The organism is Massilia oculi (assembly GCF_003143515.1).
Taxonomy (GTDB): domain Bacteria; phylum Pseudomonadota; class Gammaproteobacteria; order Burkholderiales; family Burkholderiaceae_D; genus Telluria; species Telluria oculi.
Genome location: NZ_CP029343.1, coordinates 707,433 through 724,354, shown reverse-complemented (window position 1 = coordinate 724,354; position 16,922 = coordinate 707,433). Strand labels below are relative to the sequence as shown.

Sequence of the window (16,922 nt, the reverse complement as noted above, 5' to 3'; positions counted from 1 at the left end):
CTTTCTAGTCGGTGCCTTCGATCGAGTACTGCTGGAGGGACGGTCGAAACACGGCGTTGAAGAGCATCGGTTCGGCCTGCGGCGCGCTCTTGAGCCGGGCCGTGATGACGAAGTCGACGCGGTTGATCACCCCCCGTCGTGGCTGCAGCGTCACCGCGATCTTGTGCAGGCGCGGTTCGTGGCGTTCGATCGCCAGGCGGACGGCCTTGCAGATTTCCTGCTGGTCAGTGTCGCTACTCATGCACATGCCGGCGAAGTCGATCAGGCCGTAGTTCACGATCGATCTCGATACTTCCTGATAGGGCTTGAGCGATGCCGGAGACAGGGCCGAGCGGGTATTGAGGAGCGCCTGCAGGTCGCGCGTGATGCTGCGCATGGCCTCTTCCACTGCCCGCGTGCGCGCGGCACGCCTGTTGCCGGACGCAGCTTCGCCATCGATGTCGAGACGGTCGAACAAGCCGCGGGTAAATCCTTGCATGGTGTTCTCCTCGACGACGCCGCACGGGACCACGACAGACATTATTGAGTCTTGCAGCAAAAAAATGTTGTGCCTTCGCAATAGCGCGGCATCGTCAACGTAACGGACTAAGGGAATGAGCAAGATCAAAACCGAACAGTCTCATGAAGCCATGCTTCCAAGAATCTGTCTGTAGAAAAGACTTTATTGGAGGAACTCATGAGCGTGGCATCCAAGATCATGTGGTCAGAGGGCCTGACGCTGGGCCCACAACACTTCCAGTGTCAGGATCGTTATCATGAGACGCGGCTCCAGCAGATAGCCTCGGCCCTCAACCCGTATTTCTGGGGCGTCAGCGAGGTGCAATGGGATTTGGATGGATTGGCAAATAACCGACTGAGTGCGAACGTGTTATCAGTCATTTTTCCGGACGGCGAGATCTATGAGGCGCCGACCACCGACCTGTTGCCTGAGCCGGTCGACCTCTCGCGCCTGCCGGCGAACCTCGACACATTGACCTTCTGCGTCGCGCTGGCCCTTGTCAAGCCGCATGGTGGCAACGCCGATGAGAACGGGCGCTACGTGTGCCATGACATCGAAACAAGCGATCTGTACAGCGAGGCACTGGCCATCGAGGTGCCATTCCTGAAAAAGCAGGCACGGTTCATCGCCAGTGCCGAGGCGAGCGGCCAGCACATCAGCGTTCCCGTGGTTCGGGTCCGGCGCGCCCCGCAAGGCGGATTCGAGCTCGACCCGACCTTTGTTCCACCCAGCATTACGATTGGCGCTGCGCCTGCCCTCGGGCGAATGCTGGAAGGGCTGGTGAGCGTCATGACCGCAAAAATCGATACGCTCCAGCGCACGCATCGCAAGGCGAGCAGCGAAGTGTATGAGGTCGGCGCAGGCGACATTTCCTCCTGGTGGATGCTCAATATCCTGAGTACCGCCAGCGCCCAGCTGATGCACTGCGCCCGGTCCCCGGGAATGCATCCGGAAGCGATGTTTCGGCAGATGCTGGCCGCGGTCGGCGGGCTGATGACGTTCTCCGACCGCTACAAGACAGCCGACCTGCCAGCTTACCGCCATGAGATGTTGGGCGAGGTGTTCGCGGAGCTGGAGTCGCTGCTGCGCGACCTGGTCGATACCGTCATAGGAACAAAATATTTCATCATCCCGCTGATCGCCGACCGGGGACGGCGCGCATACGCGCAAGCAGTGCTCGATCCGGCAAAGGTCACATTCCAGACGCAGTTGTGCCTGTCAGTTACCGCCGATATGCCGGGGCTTGAACTGGTGGCGACGGTGCCGATCCGGCTCAAGGTCGCCGCCCCTGACGACCTCGAGAGCATTGTCGGATCGGCTTTGCCGGGCGTGCCGCTGGCGCACATGCCGCAGGTTCCTCCGGCAATTCCGGTGCGGCCCAACACCTATTACTTCTCGCTGTCGACGAAAAGCCCGCTGTATGAGAAGGCACTCGCAACAGGCGCGCTGGCGATCTACACCCCGGACGGGATTCCGGGGCTGAAGCTCGAGTTGATTGCGGTGACATGATCCGGGCTACTGTTCATGACGACCTGCACTTGACGGTGAACGCGCGCGGACGACAACCCGTCTGGCCATTGGAATCCTGCTTACGCCGCATTGGTTTCGCTTGGGAAGAACTCGGCAATATTATCCCAGGGTTCCATCGGGTTCACTGCGACGTTGATGACCCGGTAGGGAACTTCGACAACGTCGGGGTTATACATCGGCGGCCGGCTCGATGAAACGAACGGGTTGCAGTCGAGGGCAGTGTCGCTGAGCGAGTGATCGGCATCGTTGATGTCCTGCCCGGCGAAGCCGGAGGGCAGGAAGGTCGCCTGGTAGCTGGGAAGCGCGAGCGCGGTTGCCGGGCCAAGTAGCGCAGATACCAGCAAGCATGTGGGCAATCGTGCGTGGCGTGCCATGATGGTCCTCCGGACGGTGCGGTCATTGACCAGCATGCGCCATGCGTCGTCGCGAGGCTTGAGGTGAATCAGGCGTGCCAACCAGAGCCTGCATGCCGGGCGGTGCGAGCCGCCCACACCGGATGACATTTTTCCTTGCACCCGCGCAGCCCCTTGAATGTGTAGAACGATTCCCCATCCCGGTACACGAAGCCGTCCGACCGGTTCCACATGGGCGTGGCCCTCGACGCGCGTACGCCGGAAAGCGGGGCCATCCCAAGGTTGAACCAGCGATGGCCGTGCTCCTGGCCCCACCGGAAGACATGGGTGAGCATGCCATCCATCAGAACGCGCTGCGCCAGTTCGCCCTGCGGCCACGCATGCGGGTGCTCGACGCGGCGCGAGCCACCCAGCGCCGCGATTCGCCGACAGGGCAACGCCGCCCACACCCCAGCGGGAATGCAGGCGGTGCCGGACGGCCGTCCCCGACAGCAGCGCGAAGCCGACGCTGTTGCCGATCGCGTAGCCGATGAAGGCGATTAGGGCGATTAGGGCGATCAGGGCGATGCACGTGCGTGCGATGCGCCGGCCGATGCAGACGAAAGCGAGCTGGTCGTAGCAGCACGGTCGCTACCGTCGGCGCCGGCCAGTGTCGCAGACTGGTCCGCTTGCCGGACATCGGGGCGAAGCTCACTTGTGTGGTCCTCCCGGCGCTGCGCAATGCGGCTGCATGCCGTTCGAGCCGCGCCGGGGCGCGGTCGTTCCCTGAAGGCGATGACGGAGCGGCGGGCGCGCCGCAGTGAAACGTCAAGCCTGGCGCTAGGCGCCAGCCTTCGCGCGATGGCGCTCCTGGAGCCAGGCCACGATGCCCGGCACCAGGGACAGCACGATGATGCCCATGATGACTGCCGTCAGGTTGTCGTTGACCCAGGTGATATTGCCGAAAGCGAAGCCGGCCACCGTCAGCGACACGACCCACAGGGTGCCGCCGGCCACGTTATACGACAGGAAGGTCCGGTAGCGCATGCTGCCCAGCGCGGCGACGAAAGGCGCCAGGGTGCGCACGATCGGCACGTAGCGCGCCAGTACGATGGTCTTGGGACCATGGCGCTCGAAGAAGCGTTCGGTGTGGGCGATGTGTTCGGGCTTGATGAAGCGCAGCCGGTAGCCGTGCTTCACCCGGTCGCGGAACAGCGTACCGATCGCGAAGTTGACGATGTCGCCGACCACCGCCGCGACGATCAGCAACGGGATCAGGACGGGCAGCGACAGCATGCCTTTCGCCGCCAGCGCGCCGGTCACGAACAGCAGCGAGTCGCCGGGCAGGAAGGGCATCACGACGACGCCGGTCTCGACGAAGATCACGGCGAACAGCAGGATGTAGACGAGGATCTGGTATTCGGCCGCAAGGACGGCCAGGTGACGGTCCAGGTGGAGGAACCAGTCGAGGAGTGTGGTGAGCATAAGCGTTTTCTGATGTCTTGATTAAATACGCCCGTCGCAAGCTGCAGGACGGGGCGGAAGTTCATGCCGCGCTCGGCTTGTGAACGCGTTCCGCGCAGCAGCTTACCATCTCGGTATCGTGTCCGCCTCATCCGAGCCGATCTGGTATACGTTTACCTCCAATCAGACGGATTCGACAACATAACAGGAGCATGCATGACCAGACAACGGATGAAGGCCGCGGTCTACGATGCCGCCGGCGGCCCCGAAGTGCTGCGCTATACCGGCGTCGACATGCCGCCGTGCGGCCCGGACCAGGTGCTGGTGCGGGTCGGGGCGATCTCGATCGAGGGCGGTGATTTATTGCATCGTGCTAATTTGGCGCCCGAGGCGCCGAACCATATCGTCGGCTTCGCCGCCGCCGGCGAGATCGTCGAGGTCGGCAGCGCGGTTACCGACCGGCGGGTCGGGCAGCGGGTGGCGACCGGGGCGCTGGAAGGTTCCCATGCCGAGTTCCGCGCCGTGCGCGCCAGCGCCACCTGGATCGTCCCGGATGGCGTTGACGATGCCGCCGCCGCAGCGGTGCCGGTCGCTTTCGGCACCGCCTGGCACTGCGTGCACGAACGGTTGCGGCTGGCCAAGGGCGAAACGCTGCAGGTACAGGGCGGCGCCGGGATGGTGGGCCTGGCGGCCATCCAGATCGCGCACCGGCTCGGCGCGCGGGTGATCGCCACCGTGTCGGGCGAGGAGCGCAGCGCCCGCCTGCGCGCGCTGGGGCTGGACGAGGCGATCGATCACCGCAGCCAGGACGTGGTGGCCGTGGTGCGCGAACTGACGTCCGGACACGGCGCTGATGCCGTCATCGATCCGGTCGGCGCCACGCTGGCCCAGTCGTTCGAGGCGTTGAGGGAACACGGGCGGCTGGTCTTCGTGGGCAATGCGGGTGGCTCGCTGGCGCCGGACCTGTTCCCCGCCATGGCCAAGAACCTCACGCTGCACGGCGTGTTCTTCGGTGCGCTGTGGGAAAGCCCGGAAGTGGCGGCGACGATCGACGCCATCCTGGCGGACGTCGCGGCTGACAAGCTCGAGGTCGTCATCGACCGCCGCTTCCCGCTGGCCGAAGCCGCGGCGGCCCACCGCCATGCCGAGCAGGGCGGGATACTCGGCCGTACCGTCATGATCCCCTGAAATGAACGGCGGCTGGCGCCGTCCACTGCCGATGCTATCATCGGGCAATGAATATCCAGCAACTTGACGACGCTTGCGCGCCCATGGTCACCGCGGGAGCGCGGGCGCCGGCGGCGCACTGGATAGCGTTATGGGCTGTCTTGTCGATCCTGCTGCTGGCGCTTGGCGGCACAGGCGCACAGGCGGCCGCGCCGAACGGACTGGAGCACCGTCGCTGGTTGTCCGCCGACGGCGGGCCGAGCCAGGTCGGCGCGATCGCCGAAGGCGCCGACGGTTATCTATGGCTCGGCACCAACGATTCGCTGGTGCGCTTCGACGGCTTGCGCTTCCGGCGCCAGTCTCCCGCAGCGCGCGGGGCGCCAGCCATCGTCTCCTCGCTGCTCGCGCAAGGCGATGCGCTGTGGGTCGGTTTGCGCAGCGGCGGCGTGGCGCTGGCGCGGGCGGGGCGGCCGCTCGCACGCGAGCACGGGCCCGGCGCACCCGCCGGCGTGGTCTTCGGCCTGGCGCAAGGACACGACGGCGCCCTCTGGGCCGCCGCCGACGATGGCCTGGCGCGGCGCGTGGACGGCGCCTGGCGGCGCATCGGCCCTGACCATGGCTTCGATGGCGGCGCGCGCGCCGTGTTCGTCGATCGCGACGGCATCGTCTGGGCTGCCGGCGAGCGCCGGCTGTACTACCTGCGGGCCGGCGCGCGGCGTTTCATCGACGCCGGTGTGGCGGTGGCCGACGCCGGTCAGATCGCCCAGGCGCCCGATGGCGCCATCTGGCTGACGGAACGACGGGAAGGCAGGATCCATCGCGTGGAGCTGGACGGGCAGACCGTGTCCTCCGGCGTCGCCCGGCTCGCGGCGCCGGCAACGAGCCTCGTGTTCGACCGCGCCGGCGGCCTGTGGCTGGGCACCACCGGCCGCGGCCTGCTTCATGTCGCGCATCCCGATGGCCTGGCGGCCCTGGCCGGCGCCAGCGACTTCACGGCCAGGGAGGGCCTGAGCGCGGACTTCGTGTGGCGGCTGCACCTGGATGCCTCCGGCAATCTGTGGGTCGGCACTAATGCCGGCCTGGACCGCTTTCGACAGCGCATCCTGGCGCCGTCGGCCTTCCCGCCCGATGCGCTGAACGTGGCGCTGGTCGCCGGCGACGATGGCAGCTTGTGGGGCGGAGCAGGCAGCGGTCCCGCGCTGCGGCTGCAGGATGGCCATGTGCAGGCGCTGGCCATGCCGGCGCCGGTCAACAGCGCGCTGCGCGACGCCGACGGCGGCATCTGGATGGCCGGCCCGGCCGGCATCTGGCGCTCCCGTGGCGCGAATCTGGCGTTCGTCGCCGACCTGCCGCCCGGCGCCGCCGGCCAGGCGCCGGTGCGCGCGATGGCGCGCGATGCGCAAGGCGTGCTGTGGGTATCGGTCAACAAGGTCGGGCTGTTCCGGCTCGAGGCGCAAGGGTGGGTGCGGGCGCCGCTGGCGCCGGGCCGCGACAGCCAGCGCATGCCGGTCAGCGCGCTGGCCGCGCCCGACGGCTGGCTGTGGTTCGGCTACCGCGACGGCCTGCTCGAAGCGCGCCGCGGCGGGCAAACGCTGCGCTGGAGCGCCTCCGACGGTCTCGACCTCGGCCACGTCACCGCGCTGGCGCACCATGCGGGACGCACCTGGGTCGGCGGCCAGCATGGCCTGGCGTATGTCGAAGCGGGCCGCCTGCGCCGCCTGCCGCTGCCGGACGACGGCATGTTCGACAATATCTACGCCATCGTCCCGGCGCCGGGGGCCGACGGCCGCGAGGCCGACCTGTGGCTGCATGCCCGGGCGGGCATCTTCCAGGTCGGCGCGGCCGAACTGCGGCGCGCCGCCGCCACGCCCGGCCATCGTCTGCGCTACCGTTCCTTCGATGCGCTGGGCGGCCTGGCGAACGACCCGCACCAGGTGCTGCCGCTGCCGACCGCCGTGCGCGCGGCCGACGGCCGGCTGTGGTTCTCGACGGGCGGCGGCGTGGTGTCGCTGGATCCGGCGCGCCTGCCGCCGCCGGAACCCGGGCCCGCGGTCGAGATCGAAGCGGTCAGCATCGACGGCGCCCGGTTGAGCGCCGATGCCCCGCTCAGCCTGGGGCCGGAGGCGCGGCGCATCGCCATCGACTACACGGCGCCGAGGCTGGCCGCGCCGGAGCGCCTGAGCTTTCGCTACCGGCTGGACGGCTTCGATACCGACTGGGTCGATGCCGGCCGCGCGCGCCAGGCCATCTATACCGGTCTGGCGCCGGGCGACTATGCGTTTCGTGTCGTCGCCCTGAACAAGGATGGCGTGCCGAGCCCGCGCGAGGCCGTGCTGCCGCTGCGCGTCGCGCGCGCCTTCTACCGCCATCCGCTGTTCCTGGCGGGGGCCGGCCTGCTGCTGCTGGCAGCCTTGCAAACGGTCTACCGGACCACCGCGCGGCGCGCCGCCGAGCGCGTGCGCGACCGCCTTCAGGAGCGCCACCGCGAACGCGAGCGCATTGCGCGCGAGCTGCACGACACCTTGCTGCAGGGCGTGCAAGGACTGGTGCTGCGGTTCCAGGCGGCGGCCGACGTGCTGCCGCCCGGCGCCCCCTCCCGTGCGCAGCTGGAACAGGCCCTGGCGCGCGCCGACCAGGTGCTGGTCGAAGGGCGCGACCGCGTGCGCGCGCTGCGCGCAGGGCCGCTCGATGCCGGCGAACTGCACGAAGCGCTGGCGGCAGCGGGCGAGGAATTGGCCGCGCAGTGGACATGCGGGTTCGCGTTCACGGTCGGCGGGACGGTCAGGCGCCTGCAGCCGGCCATCCTGGACGAGGTCTACCGGATCGGCCACGAAGCGCTGCGCAATGCCTTCGCCCATGCCCGGGCGGCGCAGGTGACGGTGGACGTGACCTACCGGCGCGCCGCCTTCGTGCTGAAGGTGGCGGACGATGGCTGCGGTATCGACCCGTCCTGGCTCGAGGAGCACGGCCGGCCCGACCACTGGGGCTTGCTCGGCATGCGCGAACGCGCCGAGCGCATCGGGGCCAGGCTGGGCATCGGCAGCGGCGCGGGACGGGAAGGAGGGCGCGGCACACGGGTGGTGCTGACGCTGCCGGCACGCATCGCTTATCGTCGCCGCCCGTTCTGGCGGCCGGACTGGCTGCGCGGCGCCTGAACGAAGCGCTTATCGGCTTCCTGGACGGCTTGGGGGGGTAGCCGCGCTCTCGCAGCACGCGCTCGAGCATGCCCAGGTCTTCGAAATGGATGTAACGGAGGACGACGGCTGATTTGCCTACGGTGCGGGCTTTTCTGAATTATGTCATAGGACAAAGTCTGGCACGATGACAAAGTCCCGGCGTGGCGGTCGCCGGGCCAGACCAATGGCAGGGTGCGCCGCCGGCCCCGATCTGCTATCGTCGTCGGCACCAGAAGAAGGAGGCCGGATGTATTCGAGCGCGACTAACAAGTTCCTGTCCCTTGCCCTTGCCCTTCCCTTTGCGCTTGCGCTGGCCCTGGTCCTGCCTGGGGCGTTCACGGTGCGCGCGGCCCCGGCCGACGCGCAGCCGCTGCACATCATCGTGCCGCTCGCGCCCGCGACCACCGCCGACCTCGCGGCGCGCCTCATCGGCCGCCATTTTTCACAGGCGCTGGGCGGGCGGTGCTGGTCGAGAACCTGCCCGCCGCCGCCGGCGTGCCGGCCACCGCGCAGATCGTGCGCGGGGCGCAGGATGGATCGGTGCTGGGCATGGTCGCCTCGAACCACGTCATCAATCGCGCCATGGGCAGGACGATGCCCTACGATCCGCTCACCGGCGTGGCGCCGATCACCGTGATCGGCAGCTTCCCGCTGGTGCTGGTGGCGGTTCCCTCCTTGCCGGTGCGGGGCGCACAGGACCTGATCGCGCTGGCAAGGGCGCGGCCGGGCGTCCTCAACTACGGTTCCGGCGGAGCCGGCAGCCTGCTCCACCTGGCCGTCGAGCTGCTGCGCGCGGAGGCGGGCGGTTTCGACGTCCAGCACGTGCCCTACAACGGCACGGCGCAGATGACGGCCGACCTGCTGCGCAACCAGATCCAGTTCGGCTTCCTGTCGGCGACGGTGGCGACGCCCCTGATCCGCAGCGGCAAGGTGCGCGCACTGGGCGTGTCGACACGGGAGCGCTCGGCCTTCCTGCCGGAGGTGCCGACGCTGGCCGAGCAGGGCTTGCCGGGCTACAGCTTCGATGCCTGGCTGGCGCTGGTGGCGCCGGCCGGCCTGCCGCCACAGCTGGTGGAGCGCTACCATGCGCTGGCGCAGGAGGCGCTGGCATCGCCCGAGGTCCGGGATGCACTGGCGCGCCAGGGAATGACGTTCATCGGCAACAGCCCGGCCCAGGCGGCCGCCTTCCTGGCGTCCGAGCTGGACAAGCACACGGCGCTGGTCAGGCGGTCCGGGGCGGCCCTGGAGTAGGAGGATCGTCGTGCATCCGGCCGGGCCGGCGGAGCGTAACTATCCGGGAATGCCGCACCCCCTGCCACTTCAATGGAAAGCACGATGAACAAGCCATCCCGACACGTCGTTCCCGCCGCTCACCCGGTCCTGCTGTATTCCTGCCTGCGCGCCCTGACGACCCTGCTGGCGGCGGCGCTGCTGGTCGCCGCCAGCGCGAGCGCGCAGGCCGACGCCGCCACTGCGAGCGCCCGCCCGCCGCGCTACGAAACCCTGCCCGCGGTGCCGCCGCTGCCGGCGCTGGCCGAGCAGGGCCACGTCGAGAACGAAGGCGCGTGCATCTGGTATGGCATCGTCGGCCATGGCTCGCCGGTGATCCTGCTGCATGGCGGCCGCGCCAGTAGCCTGACCTGGGGCCACCAGGTGCGCGCGCTGGTGGCGCGCAAGCACCGCGTGATCCTGGTCGACAGCCGCGGCCATGGCCGCAGCAACCTGGGCGAGCAGCCGCTGTCGTATGCCTTGATGGCGCGCGACGTCGCGGCGGTGATGGACCGGCTCGAGCTGCGTCGCGCCGCGCTGGCCGGCTGGAGCGACGGCGCCATCGTCGGCCTGGAGCTGGCGATGCGCCAGCCGCAGCGCGTGAGCCGGCTGTTCGCCTTCGGCCCCAACGTCAACCGGCGCCACATCGAGGCGCCGCTGCCGTCGCCGGTGCTGCCGCTGATCGGCCCGCGCCTGCGCGCCGACTACGAGGCCATCGCCCCCGATCCGCAGGCCTTCATGCGCCTGGGCGACGCGGTGGCGGCGATGCAGGCGAAGGAGCCGGACTACACCGACGCCCAGCTGGCGGCGCTGCGCGGTCCGGCGATCGCGATCGCGGCGGCCGACCACGACGAATTCATCACCATGCGCCACTTTAAGTATGCGGCTGCCGCCATCCCCGATGCGCGCCTGCTCGTGCTGCGCAAGGTCAGCCACTTCGCGCCGTGGCAGGATCCGGCCTGCTTCAACGAAGCCATGCTCGACTTCCTCGATCACTGAGCCGGCCGGAGGACCCGATATGGACAAGCCGCAGCTCGACCGCACGCTGGATCCTGCCTTGCGCAGCTGGGTGGCGTCGGCGAACGCCCCGGACACCGACTTCCCGATCCAGAACCTGCCGTTCGGGCGCTTCCGGCGCAAGGGCGAACTGGCCTGGCGCATCGGCGTCGCCATCGGCGACCAGGTGCTCGACCTCGAACGCGCAGGCCTGGTGGCGGACGCCGACATGAACCGCCTGATGGGGCAGGGAAGGACGGCGCGCGAAGCCCTGCGCCTCGCCATCTCGCGCGGCCTGGCCGAGGGTAGCGCCAAACGCGAAGCCTGGCTGGCGCGCGCCGCCCTGGTGGCCCAGGCCGAGGTCGAGCTGGGGCTGCCGTGCACGATCGGCGACTACACCGATTTTTATACCGGCATCCACCATGCGACCACGGTCGGGCGCATGGTCTTTCCCGACAGTCCACTGGGCGCCAATTACAAATGGGCGCCGCTGGCCTACCACGGCCGCGCCTCGTCGATCGGCGTGAGCGGCCAGCGCTTCCATCGTCCGCACGGCCAGGCGCTGGCCCCGGGCGCGGCGGCCATCGAGCCGGTGCTGGGGCCGTCGTCCTGCGTCGATTTCGAGCTCGAACTGGGCGCCTTCATCGGCAAGCCGAATGCGCCCGGCACGCCGATCGCGATCGGCGCCGCCGAGGAACACCTGTTCGGCTTCACCCTGCTCAACGACTGGAGCGCGCGCGACATCCAGGCCTGGGAATACCATCCGCTCGGGCCCTTCCTGTCGAAAAGCTTCGCCACCACCATCTCGCCCTGGATCGTCACGCCGGAGGCGCTGTCGCCGTTTCGCGCGCCGTCGTCGCGCCCCGGGGGCGATCCCGCGCCGCTTGCGTATCTCGACTCGGCGCGCAACCGCGAGCTGGGGGCGATCGACATCACGCTCGAAGCATGGATCCAGAGCGCGGCCATGGCGCGCGCCGGCCTGCCGCCCGAACGCCTGATGCGTTCGAACTACCGAGATGCCTACTGGACCGCGGCGCAGATGATCGCCCATCATGCGGTGGGCGGCTGCAACCTGCGCAGCGGCGACCTGCTCGGCACCGGAACCCTGTCCGGACCGCAGCCGGAGCAGGGCGGGTCGCTGCTCGAGCTGGGCGCCGCCGGACGGCGCTCCGTGGCGCTGTCGAATGGGGAGACGCGCCGCTGGCTCGCCGATGGCGACACCGTGATCCTGCGCGGATTCTGCGAGCGGCCGGGCTACCGGCGCATCGGCTTCGGCGAATGCGCGGGGACGGTGCTGGCGGCGCTGCCGATGGCGCGCGCCTGCGCCGCGGGCTGAGCGCATGCCAGTCGGGTCTTCGGCGAGGCGCTGCAAGCGCGGGGCGCGGTGTGGCCACGCGCAACCAGCTCAGGCAGGCAGGCGTGGCTTGCGTGCATTATTGAGAATGGGATATCATTATCGAGTTCCAGTGATACTCCTACTTTACCGATAATGAAAATAAAGCTGCTTCCCCTGGCGCTCGGCCTGTCCGGCCTCGCGCCCGTCGTCCATGCCGCCGACCCCGCCATCGTGATGGGCGAAGTGCGCGTCAGTGCCCAGCGCGACGCCGGCGCGCTGCGATCGAGCACCGTCCTGACCTCGGTCGACGTGCTCGGCGCCGACAAGATCGAAGACAAGAACGTGACCAATAGCTGGGAGCTGGTCGGCCAGCTGCCCGGCATCCAGCTCACCGAAACCCGCATGGGCGCCGAGTCGGGCAAGGTGACCTTCCGCGCCTTCAATGGCGAAGGCTATATCAACGGCATCAAGGTGCTGATCGACGGCATTCCGAGCAACGTCAACAGCGGCAACCAGCGCTTCATCGACATGATCTTCCCGCTGGAGATCGACTATATCGAGGTGGTGCGCGGCACCAATGACCCGCGCTATGGCCTGCACAATATTGGCGGCAACATCAATTTCGGTACGCGCCAGGGCGGCAACTACCTGGACGGCCGCTTCACGGTCGGCAGCTTTGATACCCGCGAAGTCCAGCTGGCGTATGGCAAGGAAACCGACGGTTTTTCGCAAAACTACATTCTGGCCAAACAGGATACCGACAGCTACCGCCGCAATCACGGCGATTCCGACAAATACTCGCTCGGCGGCAAGTGGTTCCTGACCTCGAAGGACAAGTCCCTGACCGGTGGCGTGATCCTGCGCACCTACCGTCACGACGCCGACGAGCCCGGGTTCCTGACAGCGGCCGAACTGGCCTGGGACCGGCGCCAGTCGCCGGCCAAGAATGCCAATGATTTCACCAAGCGCGACATGCACCATGCCAGCGCCCACCTGGACTGGCAGATCTCGCCAAACGCCTTTCTCAGCAACAAGCTGTACTACAACGAGTACCAGGATGACCGCCGCGTCACCTTCACCAGCAACCCGGCCGGCCACGCCCCGCGCCAGCGCCGCCTGTGGGACGAGCAGCAGCTCGGCTTCATGAGCACGCTGACCTGGCGCGCCAGCGAGCGCGTGACGGTCGATGGCGGCGTCAACACCGAGCGCCAGGACAATGGCTACAAGCGCCAGCGCTACCTGTACGCGCTGCCGACCGATTTCAGTACCCCGGCTGCGATCCAGAACGACGACCGCTACAAGCTCAACAACGTCGGCGCCTACGTGCAGGCGGTCATCAAGGCCACCGATACCCTGAGGATCGTGCCGGGCTACCGCGTCGACCGCTTCACGGGCAGCAGCTCGCTGCCGGGTAAGCTGGGCTCCGGCCTGACCGCCGGCTTGCAGGATTACGGATGGATCAAGCAGCCCAAGTTCAGCATGGTGTACAGCCCGGCCGCCGACGTAAGCGTGTACGGCAACTGGGGGCGTACCTTCCAGATCCTGACCGGCTCGGTCGGGCCGGCCTACCTGGTGCCGGGGCAGGCGCCGTTCGACGCCTCGATCAATACCGGCAAGGAAGTCGGGATCAAGCTCAAACCGGGCGCGCGCAGCGACCTGCGCCTGGCAATCTGGCGCCAGGATGCGACCGGCGAAGTGGCGAACATGCCGGCCACCGGCACCACGGTCGGCCTGGGCGAGACGCGCCGCGAAGGGATCGACCTGCAGTTGTCGGGCAAGGTCACCGACAAGCTCGCGCTGTGGGCCTCGCACTCGCTGCAAAAAGCCGAGGTGGTGAGCGCCTTTGCCGCCGACGGTGTGTCACTGGCAGGCAAGGAAGTGTTCTCGACGCCGCGCCATATCAGCAATGTGGGCCTCGACTATCACCCGTCCGCGCACTGGCACTTCGGACTGCAGGGACGGGCGCAGGGCAATTACTTCATCGATAGCCCGAACGCGCTGGGCAAATATGGCGGCTTCGTGCTGTTCGACGCCAATATGCGCTACGCGATCACGCCGCGTGTGAGTGTCGACGTGCAGGTCAAGAATATCGCCGACCGCCGCTACGAATACGCGTGGTACGACAATTTCTTCTGGCCGGCGAGCCAGGCGCAGCCGATGTATTCGTCGGGCAACGGTCGCGCAGCGTATGTGTCGCTGAACGTGAAACTGTAATTTGTCGGCTGGCGGTTTGAAAGCAGAACGGGCGCGCCGGTTGGCGCGCCCGTTTCTTTAAAGGCCGGTCCGCTTAGCCGACCTGGCTGCCCAGCGCCGCCTCGTAGCGGCGTTCGACTTCGGCCCAGTTGATGATGTTGAAGAAGGCCGCGATATAGTCGGGACGCTTGTTCTGGTATTGCAGGTAATAGGCGTGCTCCCAGACGTCCAGGCCCAGGATCGGGGTGCCACCCGACATGCCGGCGAACTCGCCCATCAGCGGACTGTCCTGGTTGGCGCTGCTTTCGACCAGCAGCTTGCCGTCCTTGCCCAGGGTCAGCCAGGCCCAGCCGCTACCGAAGCGGGTCTGCGCGGCCTTGGTGAAGGCGTCCTTGAAACGGTCGAAGCCGCCGAGGTCGTCGTCGATGGCCTTGGCCACCTTGCCCGAGGGCTGGCCGCCATCCGGGCTCAGCACGGTCCAGAACAGCGCGTGGTTGGCGTGGCCGCCGCCGCTGTTGCGCACCACGGTCTGGATGTTCTGCGGCAACGCGCCGATATTGCTGATCAGTTCTTCGACCGGCACCTCGGCCACGCTGGCCTCGGCCAGGGCGTTGTTGACATTGGTGATATAGGTCTGGTGGTGCTTGGTATGGTGGATTTCCATCGTGCGCGCATCGAAATGCGGTTCGAGGGCATCGTAGGCATAGGGCAGTGGCGGCAGTGCATAAGGCATGATCATTCTCCGTTCAGATGGTTGTAAACACTGTTTCGGCATGAAGCGTTGCACCGGGACCGGATAGGGCCCCGCGATTTGCATGCGTTGGTCGTATTACACAACCTCAAGCGTGCTTGAGGTCAAGTGAAATGCGCGGCCTGTGCGGTCGCGCCGTTCCAACGACGGTTTGCCATGCGGGCGCACCGGGCGAGTAGGCGGGACGCGAGAACGCATCCCGTGGACGACTCACCGGGCGCCTGGTCCTGTCCAGAATACCAGCATCCCGAGGATGCTGGCGCGCCAGGTGAGCGTGAAGGTGATCGTGAGCGTGGCGCCGGCCAGCGCCATGAGCCATACCAGCACTGCGATCGAGGGCGAATCCACCGTCAGGCAGAGGGCCAGGGACAGCAGCAGGCTTGCCGCGCCGCCCATGCGCAGGGTCCTGGCCAGGGCCGGAGTACAGGGGGCTGCGCCCCTTACCTGGGACCAGTGCACGTCCATCGACAGGGCGAACCACCCCATGCCGGCCACGCAGGCCAGCAGGGCCAGCAGCAGGAGCAGCGCATCAGGCATGGCCGGCCTCCATCGTCGCGTTCTTGACCGCCAGCGGGCGCGCTTCGCGCTGGCGCAGCTTGCGTGCGGCCAGCACCGCCAGCGCGGCGCCGGTGAGCATGAACAGGTCGGCGCCGGCCACCGGCCAGTAGCCGGAGGCGATCGTGCGCAGCAGGTGGTCGCCGGTGGTGATCCAGTTGAGCACCGGCGCCGTTACCGCCAGCACCGCGACCGCCAAACATTGCTCGCGCCAGGCCGGGGCCAGGCGACCCTCGGCGACCGCGGCGGTGCGCCAGAAGGCGTGCGCGCCGGCCACGATCCAGCTGCCCCAGAACAGGGTTTTCTCCATGGCGCCGCGCAGCGGCCAGCCGGCCGGCATGACGTCGGGCAACAGGCGATTGGCGATCAGCATGCACAGGGTGGCCACCAGCATGCCGGTGACGACCGTGACGGCCATCGCGTCGACCACGCGCGCGCCGCTCACGCCCTGCCTGGCGTGCTGGCGCTTGCGCTTCTCGACGAAGAAGAACAGGCCGGTGGCGATGCAGGCCGCGCCAGACAGCCCGCCCAGCACGTACAGCCAGCGCAGCAGCCAGTGCTTGAAGTGCTGCAGGTGCAGGCCGGTCAGGAATTCATTGATGCGCGCCACCACGGTCGGCGGCGGATCCTCGCGCAGCAGCTCGCCGGTGGAAGCCTTGAAGTGGATGCCTTCGCCGGTCAGCTGGACGCGGTCGGTGCCGGCGCGGTAAACGCTGACATAGCCGTTGGTGTCGCCGACATGGGTGATGTTCAGGTAGCCGACGTCGCCGGCCATGCCTTTCGCCGCCCAGCGGCGCTGGGCCTCGGCCACCATGGCGTCGACGGAGGCGAGCGGAGCCGCCACGCCGGCGCGGTCGTGCGGCAGGCCGGTTTCCTTCGACTCGACCAGTTCGTGGCGATCGTGCAGCGGGCTCAGCTGGGTGTGCGTGACCGGGAAATAGATGTAGGCGAAGATCACCAGGCCGGTGAAGGCGAAGAAAAAGTGGAAGGGCAGCGCCACGACGCCGGTCAGGTTGTGCAGGTCGAGCATGCTGCGCTGGGTGCTCTTGTTCGGACGGAAGGTGAACAGTTCGCGGAAGATCTTGCGGTGCATGATGACGCCGGTGACCAGGGCCATCAGCATCATGAGGGCCGAGAAGCCCACGATCCAGTAGCCGACGTTCTTCCAGTCGAAGGTGAGGCTGTAGTGCAGCGGATAGAAGAACTCGCTGCCGATCTTGAGGCGGTCCACCGGCAGGGCCTCGCCCGTGCGCGGATCGACCGTGCGGTTGGCCCAGATCGCGGTTTCATGATCCTTGGCATTCGGCACTTCATAGCCGGCGAACAGCAGCAGCACCGGATCGCGGTGGGTGGTGTAGGCGCCCCAGGTTCGCGGCGTGTCGAAGTGGGCCGGCAGCGGGCCATCGGCCAGCGGCGCCGTCATGGCGCGGGCGGCGGCGTCGGGCTGCATCTGCTTGAAGATCGGCGCCAGCATCTTGTCGAACGACGGCATCGGCTGCGGTTCGTAGCGGGTGTCGGGAATGGCCCAGCGGTCGATCTCGCGGTCGAACACGGACAGCGAGCCGAAGAAGAACACGACCATCAGCACCAGGCCCAGCGCCAGGCCGAACCAGGTGTGCAGCCAGGCCATCGTGTGGCGGAAGTTGGGGAACAT

Annotated in this window: 14 protein-coding genes; 7 read left to right on the top strand and 7 right to left on the bottom strand. The window is 67.9% G+C overall.

Features of this window, described 5'->3' with window-relative positions; all coding sequences use genetic code 11:
- Positions 1-4: 4 nt before the first annotated feature.
- Positions 5-478, bottom strand: a complete 474-nt coding sequence (gene tssE / locus DIR46_RS03330) for a type VI secretion system baseplate subunit TssE (protein WP_109347884.1) — start codon at positions 476-478, stop codon at positions 5-7.
- A 198-nt stretch (positions 479-676) separates the two neighbouring features.
- Between tssE and tssK the strand changes: the two genes are divergently transcribed.
- On the top strand, positions 677-2,008 hold the full coding sequence (gene tssK / locus DIR46_RS03325; RefSeq protein ID WP_109343976.1) for a type VI secretion system baseplate subunit TssK: 1,332 nt from the start codon (positions 677-679) through the stop codon (positions 2,006-2,008).
- Between the two features lie 80 nt (positions 2,009-2,088).
- Here the strand turns inward: tssK and DIR46_RS03320 are convergent, their stop codons facing one another.
- The 3 genes from DIR46_RS03320 to DIR46_RS03310 all read right to left on the bottom strand — a co-directional run bounded on the left by DIR46_RS03320 (position 2,089) and on the right by DIR46_RS03310 (position 3,846).
- Entirely contained in the window at positions 2,089-2,484 is a 396-nt protein-coding gene (locus tag DIR46_RS03320; protein WP_109343975.1) for a hypothetical protein, read from the bottom strand.
- The gene (locus DIR46_RS27875; protein ID WP_370659984.1) at positions 2,472-2,717 is read right to left on the bottom strand and encodes a phosphatidylglycerol lysyltransferase domain-containing protein; all 246 of its coding nucleotides are present in this window, start codon (positions 2,715-2,717) and stop codon (positions 2,472-2,474) included. Before DIR46_RS27875 ends, DIR46_RS03320 begins: the two co-directional genes overlap by 13 nt.
- Positions 2,718-3,201: 484 nt before the next feature.
- Positions 3,202-3,846, bottom strand: a complete 645-nt coding sequence (locus tag DIR46_RS03310) for a VTT domain-containing protein (protein ID WP_109343973.1) — start codon at positions 3,844-3,846, stop codon at positions 3,202-3,204.
- Between the two features lie 195 nt (positions 3,847-4,041).
- Between DIR46_RS03310 and DIR46_RS03305 the strand changes: the two genes are divergently transcribed.
- The 6 genes from DIR46_RS03305 to DIR46_RS03280 all read left to right on the top strand — a co-directional run bounded on the left by DIR46_RS03305 (position 4,042) and on the right by DIR46_RS03280 (position 13,983).
- The gene (locus DIR46_RS03305; RefSeq protein ID WP_205289067.1) at positions 4,042-5,013 is read left to right on the top strand and encodes a quinone oxidoreductase family protein; all 972 of its coding nucleotides are present in this window, start codon (positions 4,042-4,044) and stop codon (positions 5,011-5,013) included.
- Positions 5,014-5,153: 140 nt separating this feature from the next.
- Entirely contained in the window at positions 5,154-8,147 is a 2,994-nt protein-coding gene (locus DIR46_RS03300; RefSeq protein ID WP_109343971.1) for a sensor histidine kinase, read from the top strand.
- A gap of 483 nt (positions 8,148-8,630) precedes the next feature.
- The gene (locus DIR46_RS03295) at positions 8,631-9,419 is read left to right on the top strand and encodes a tripartite tricarboxylate transporter substrate-binding protein (protein WP_109343970.1); all 789 of its coding nucleotides are present in this window, start codon (positions 8,631-8,633) and stop codon (positions 9,417-9,419) included.
- Between the two features lie 84 nt (positions 9,420-9,503).
- Entirely contained in the window at positions 9,504-10,436 is a 933-nt protein-coding gene (locus DIR46_RS03290) for an alpha/beta fold hydrolase (RefSeq protein WP_162819417.1), read from the top strand.
- Positions 10,437-10,455: 19 nt separating this feature from the next.
- A complete protein-coding gene (gene fahA, locus DIR46_RS03285; RefSeq protein ID WP_109343968.1) occupies positions 10,456-11,769 on the top strand; it encodes a fumarylacetoacetase in 1,314 nt (437 codons plus the stop codon).
- 153 nt (positions 11,770-11,922) lie between these two features.
- Entirely contained in the window at positions 11,923-13,983 is a 2,061-nt protein-coding gene (locus DIR46_RS03280; RefSeq protein WP_109343967.1) for a TonB-dependent receptor, read from the top strand.
- Positions 13,984-14,056: 73 nt separating this feature from the next.
- Here the strand turns inward: DIR46_RS03280 and DIR46_RS03275 are convergent, their stop codons facing one another.
- From DIR46_RS03275 to DIR46_RS03265, 3 genes are all read right to left on the bottom strand, one after another.
- On the bottom strand, positions 14,057-14,695 hold the full coding sequence (locus DIR46_RS03275) for a superoxide dismutase (protein ID WP_109347883.1): 639 nt from the start codon (positions 14,693-14,695) through the stop codon (positions 14,057-14,059).
- A 228-nt stretch (positions 14,696-14,923) separates the two neighbouring features.
- Positions 14,924-15,250 (bottom strand): DUF3325 domain-containing protein, encoded by a 327-nt coding sequence (locus DIR46_RS03270; protein ID WP_109343966.1) that lies wholly within the window; start codon positions 15,248-15,250, stop codon positions 14,924-14,926.
- Complete coding sequence (locus DIR46_RS03265) at positions 15,243-16,922, bottom strand: PepSY-associated TM helix domain-containing protein (protein ID WP_109343965.1); 1,680 nt, start codon at positions 16,920-16,922, stop codon at positions 15,243-15,245. The genes DIR46_RS03270 and DIR46_RS03265 overlap by 8 nt, the downstream gene beginning before the upstream one ends.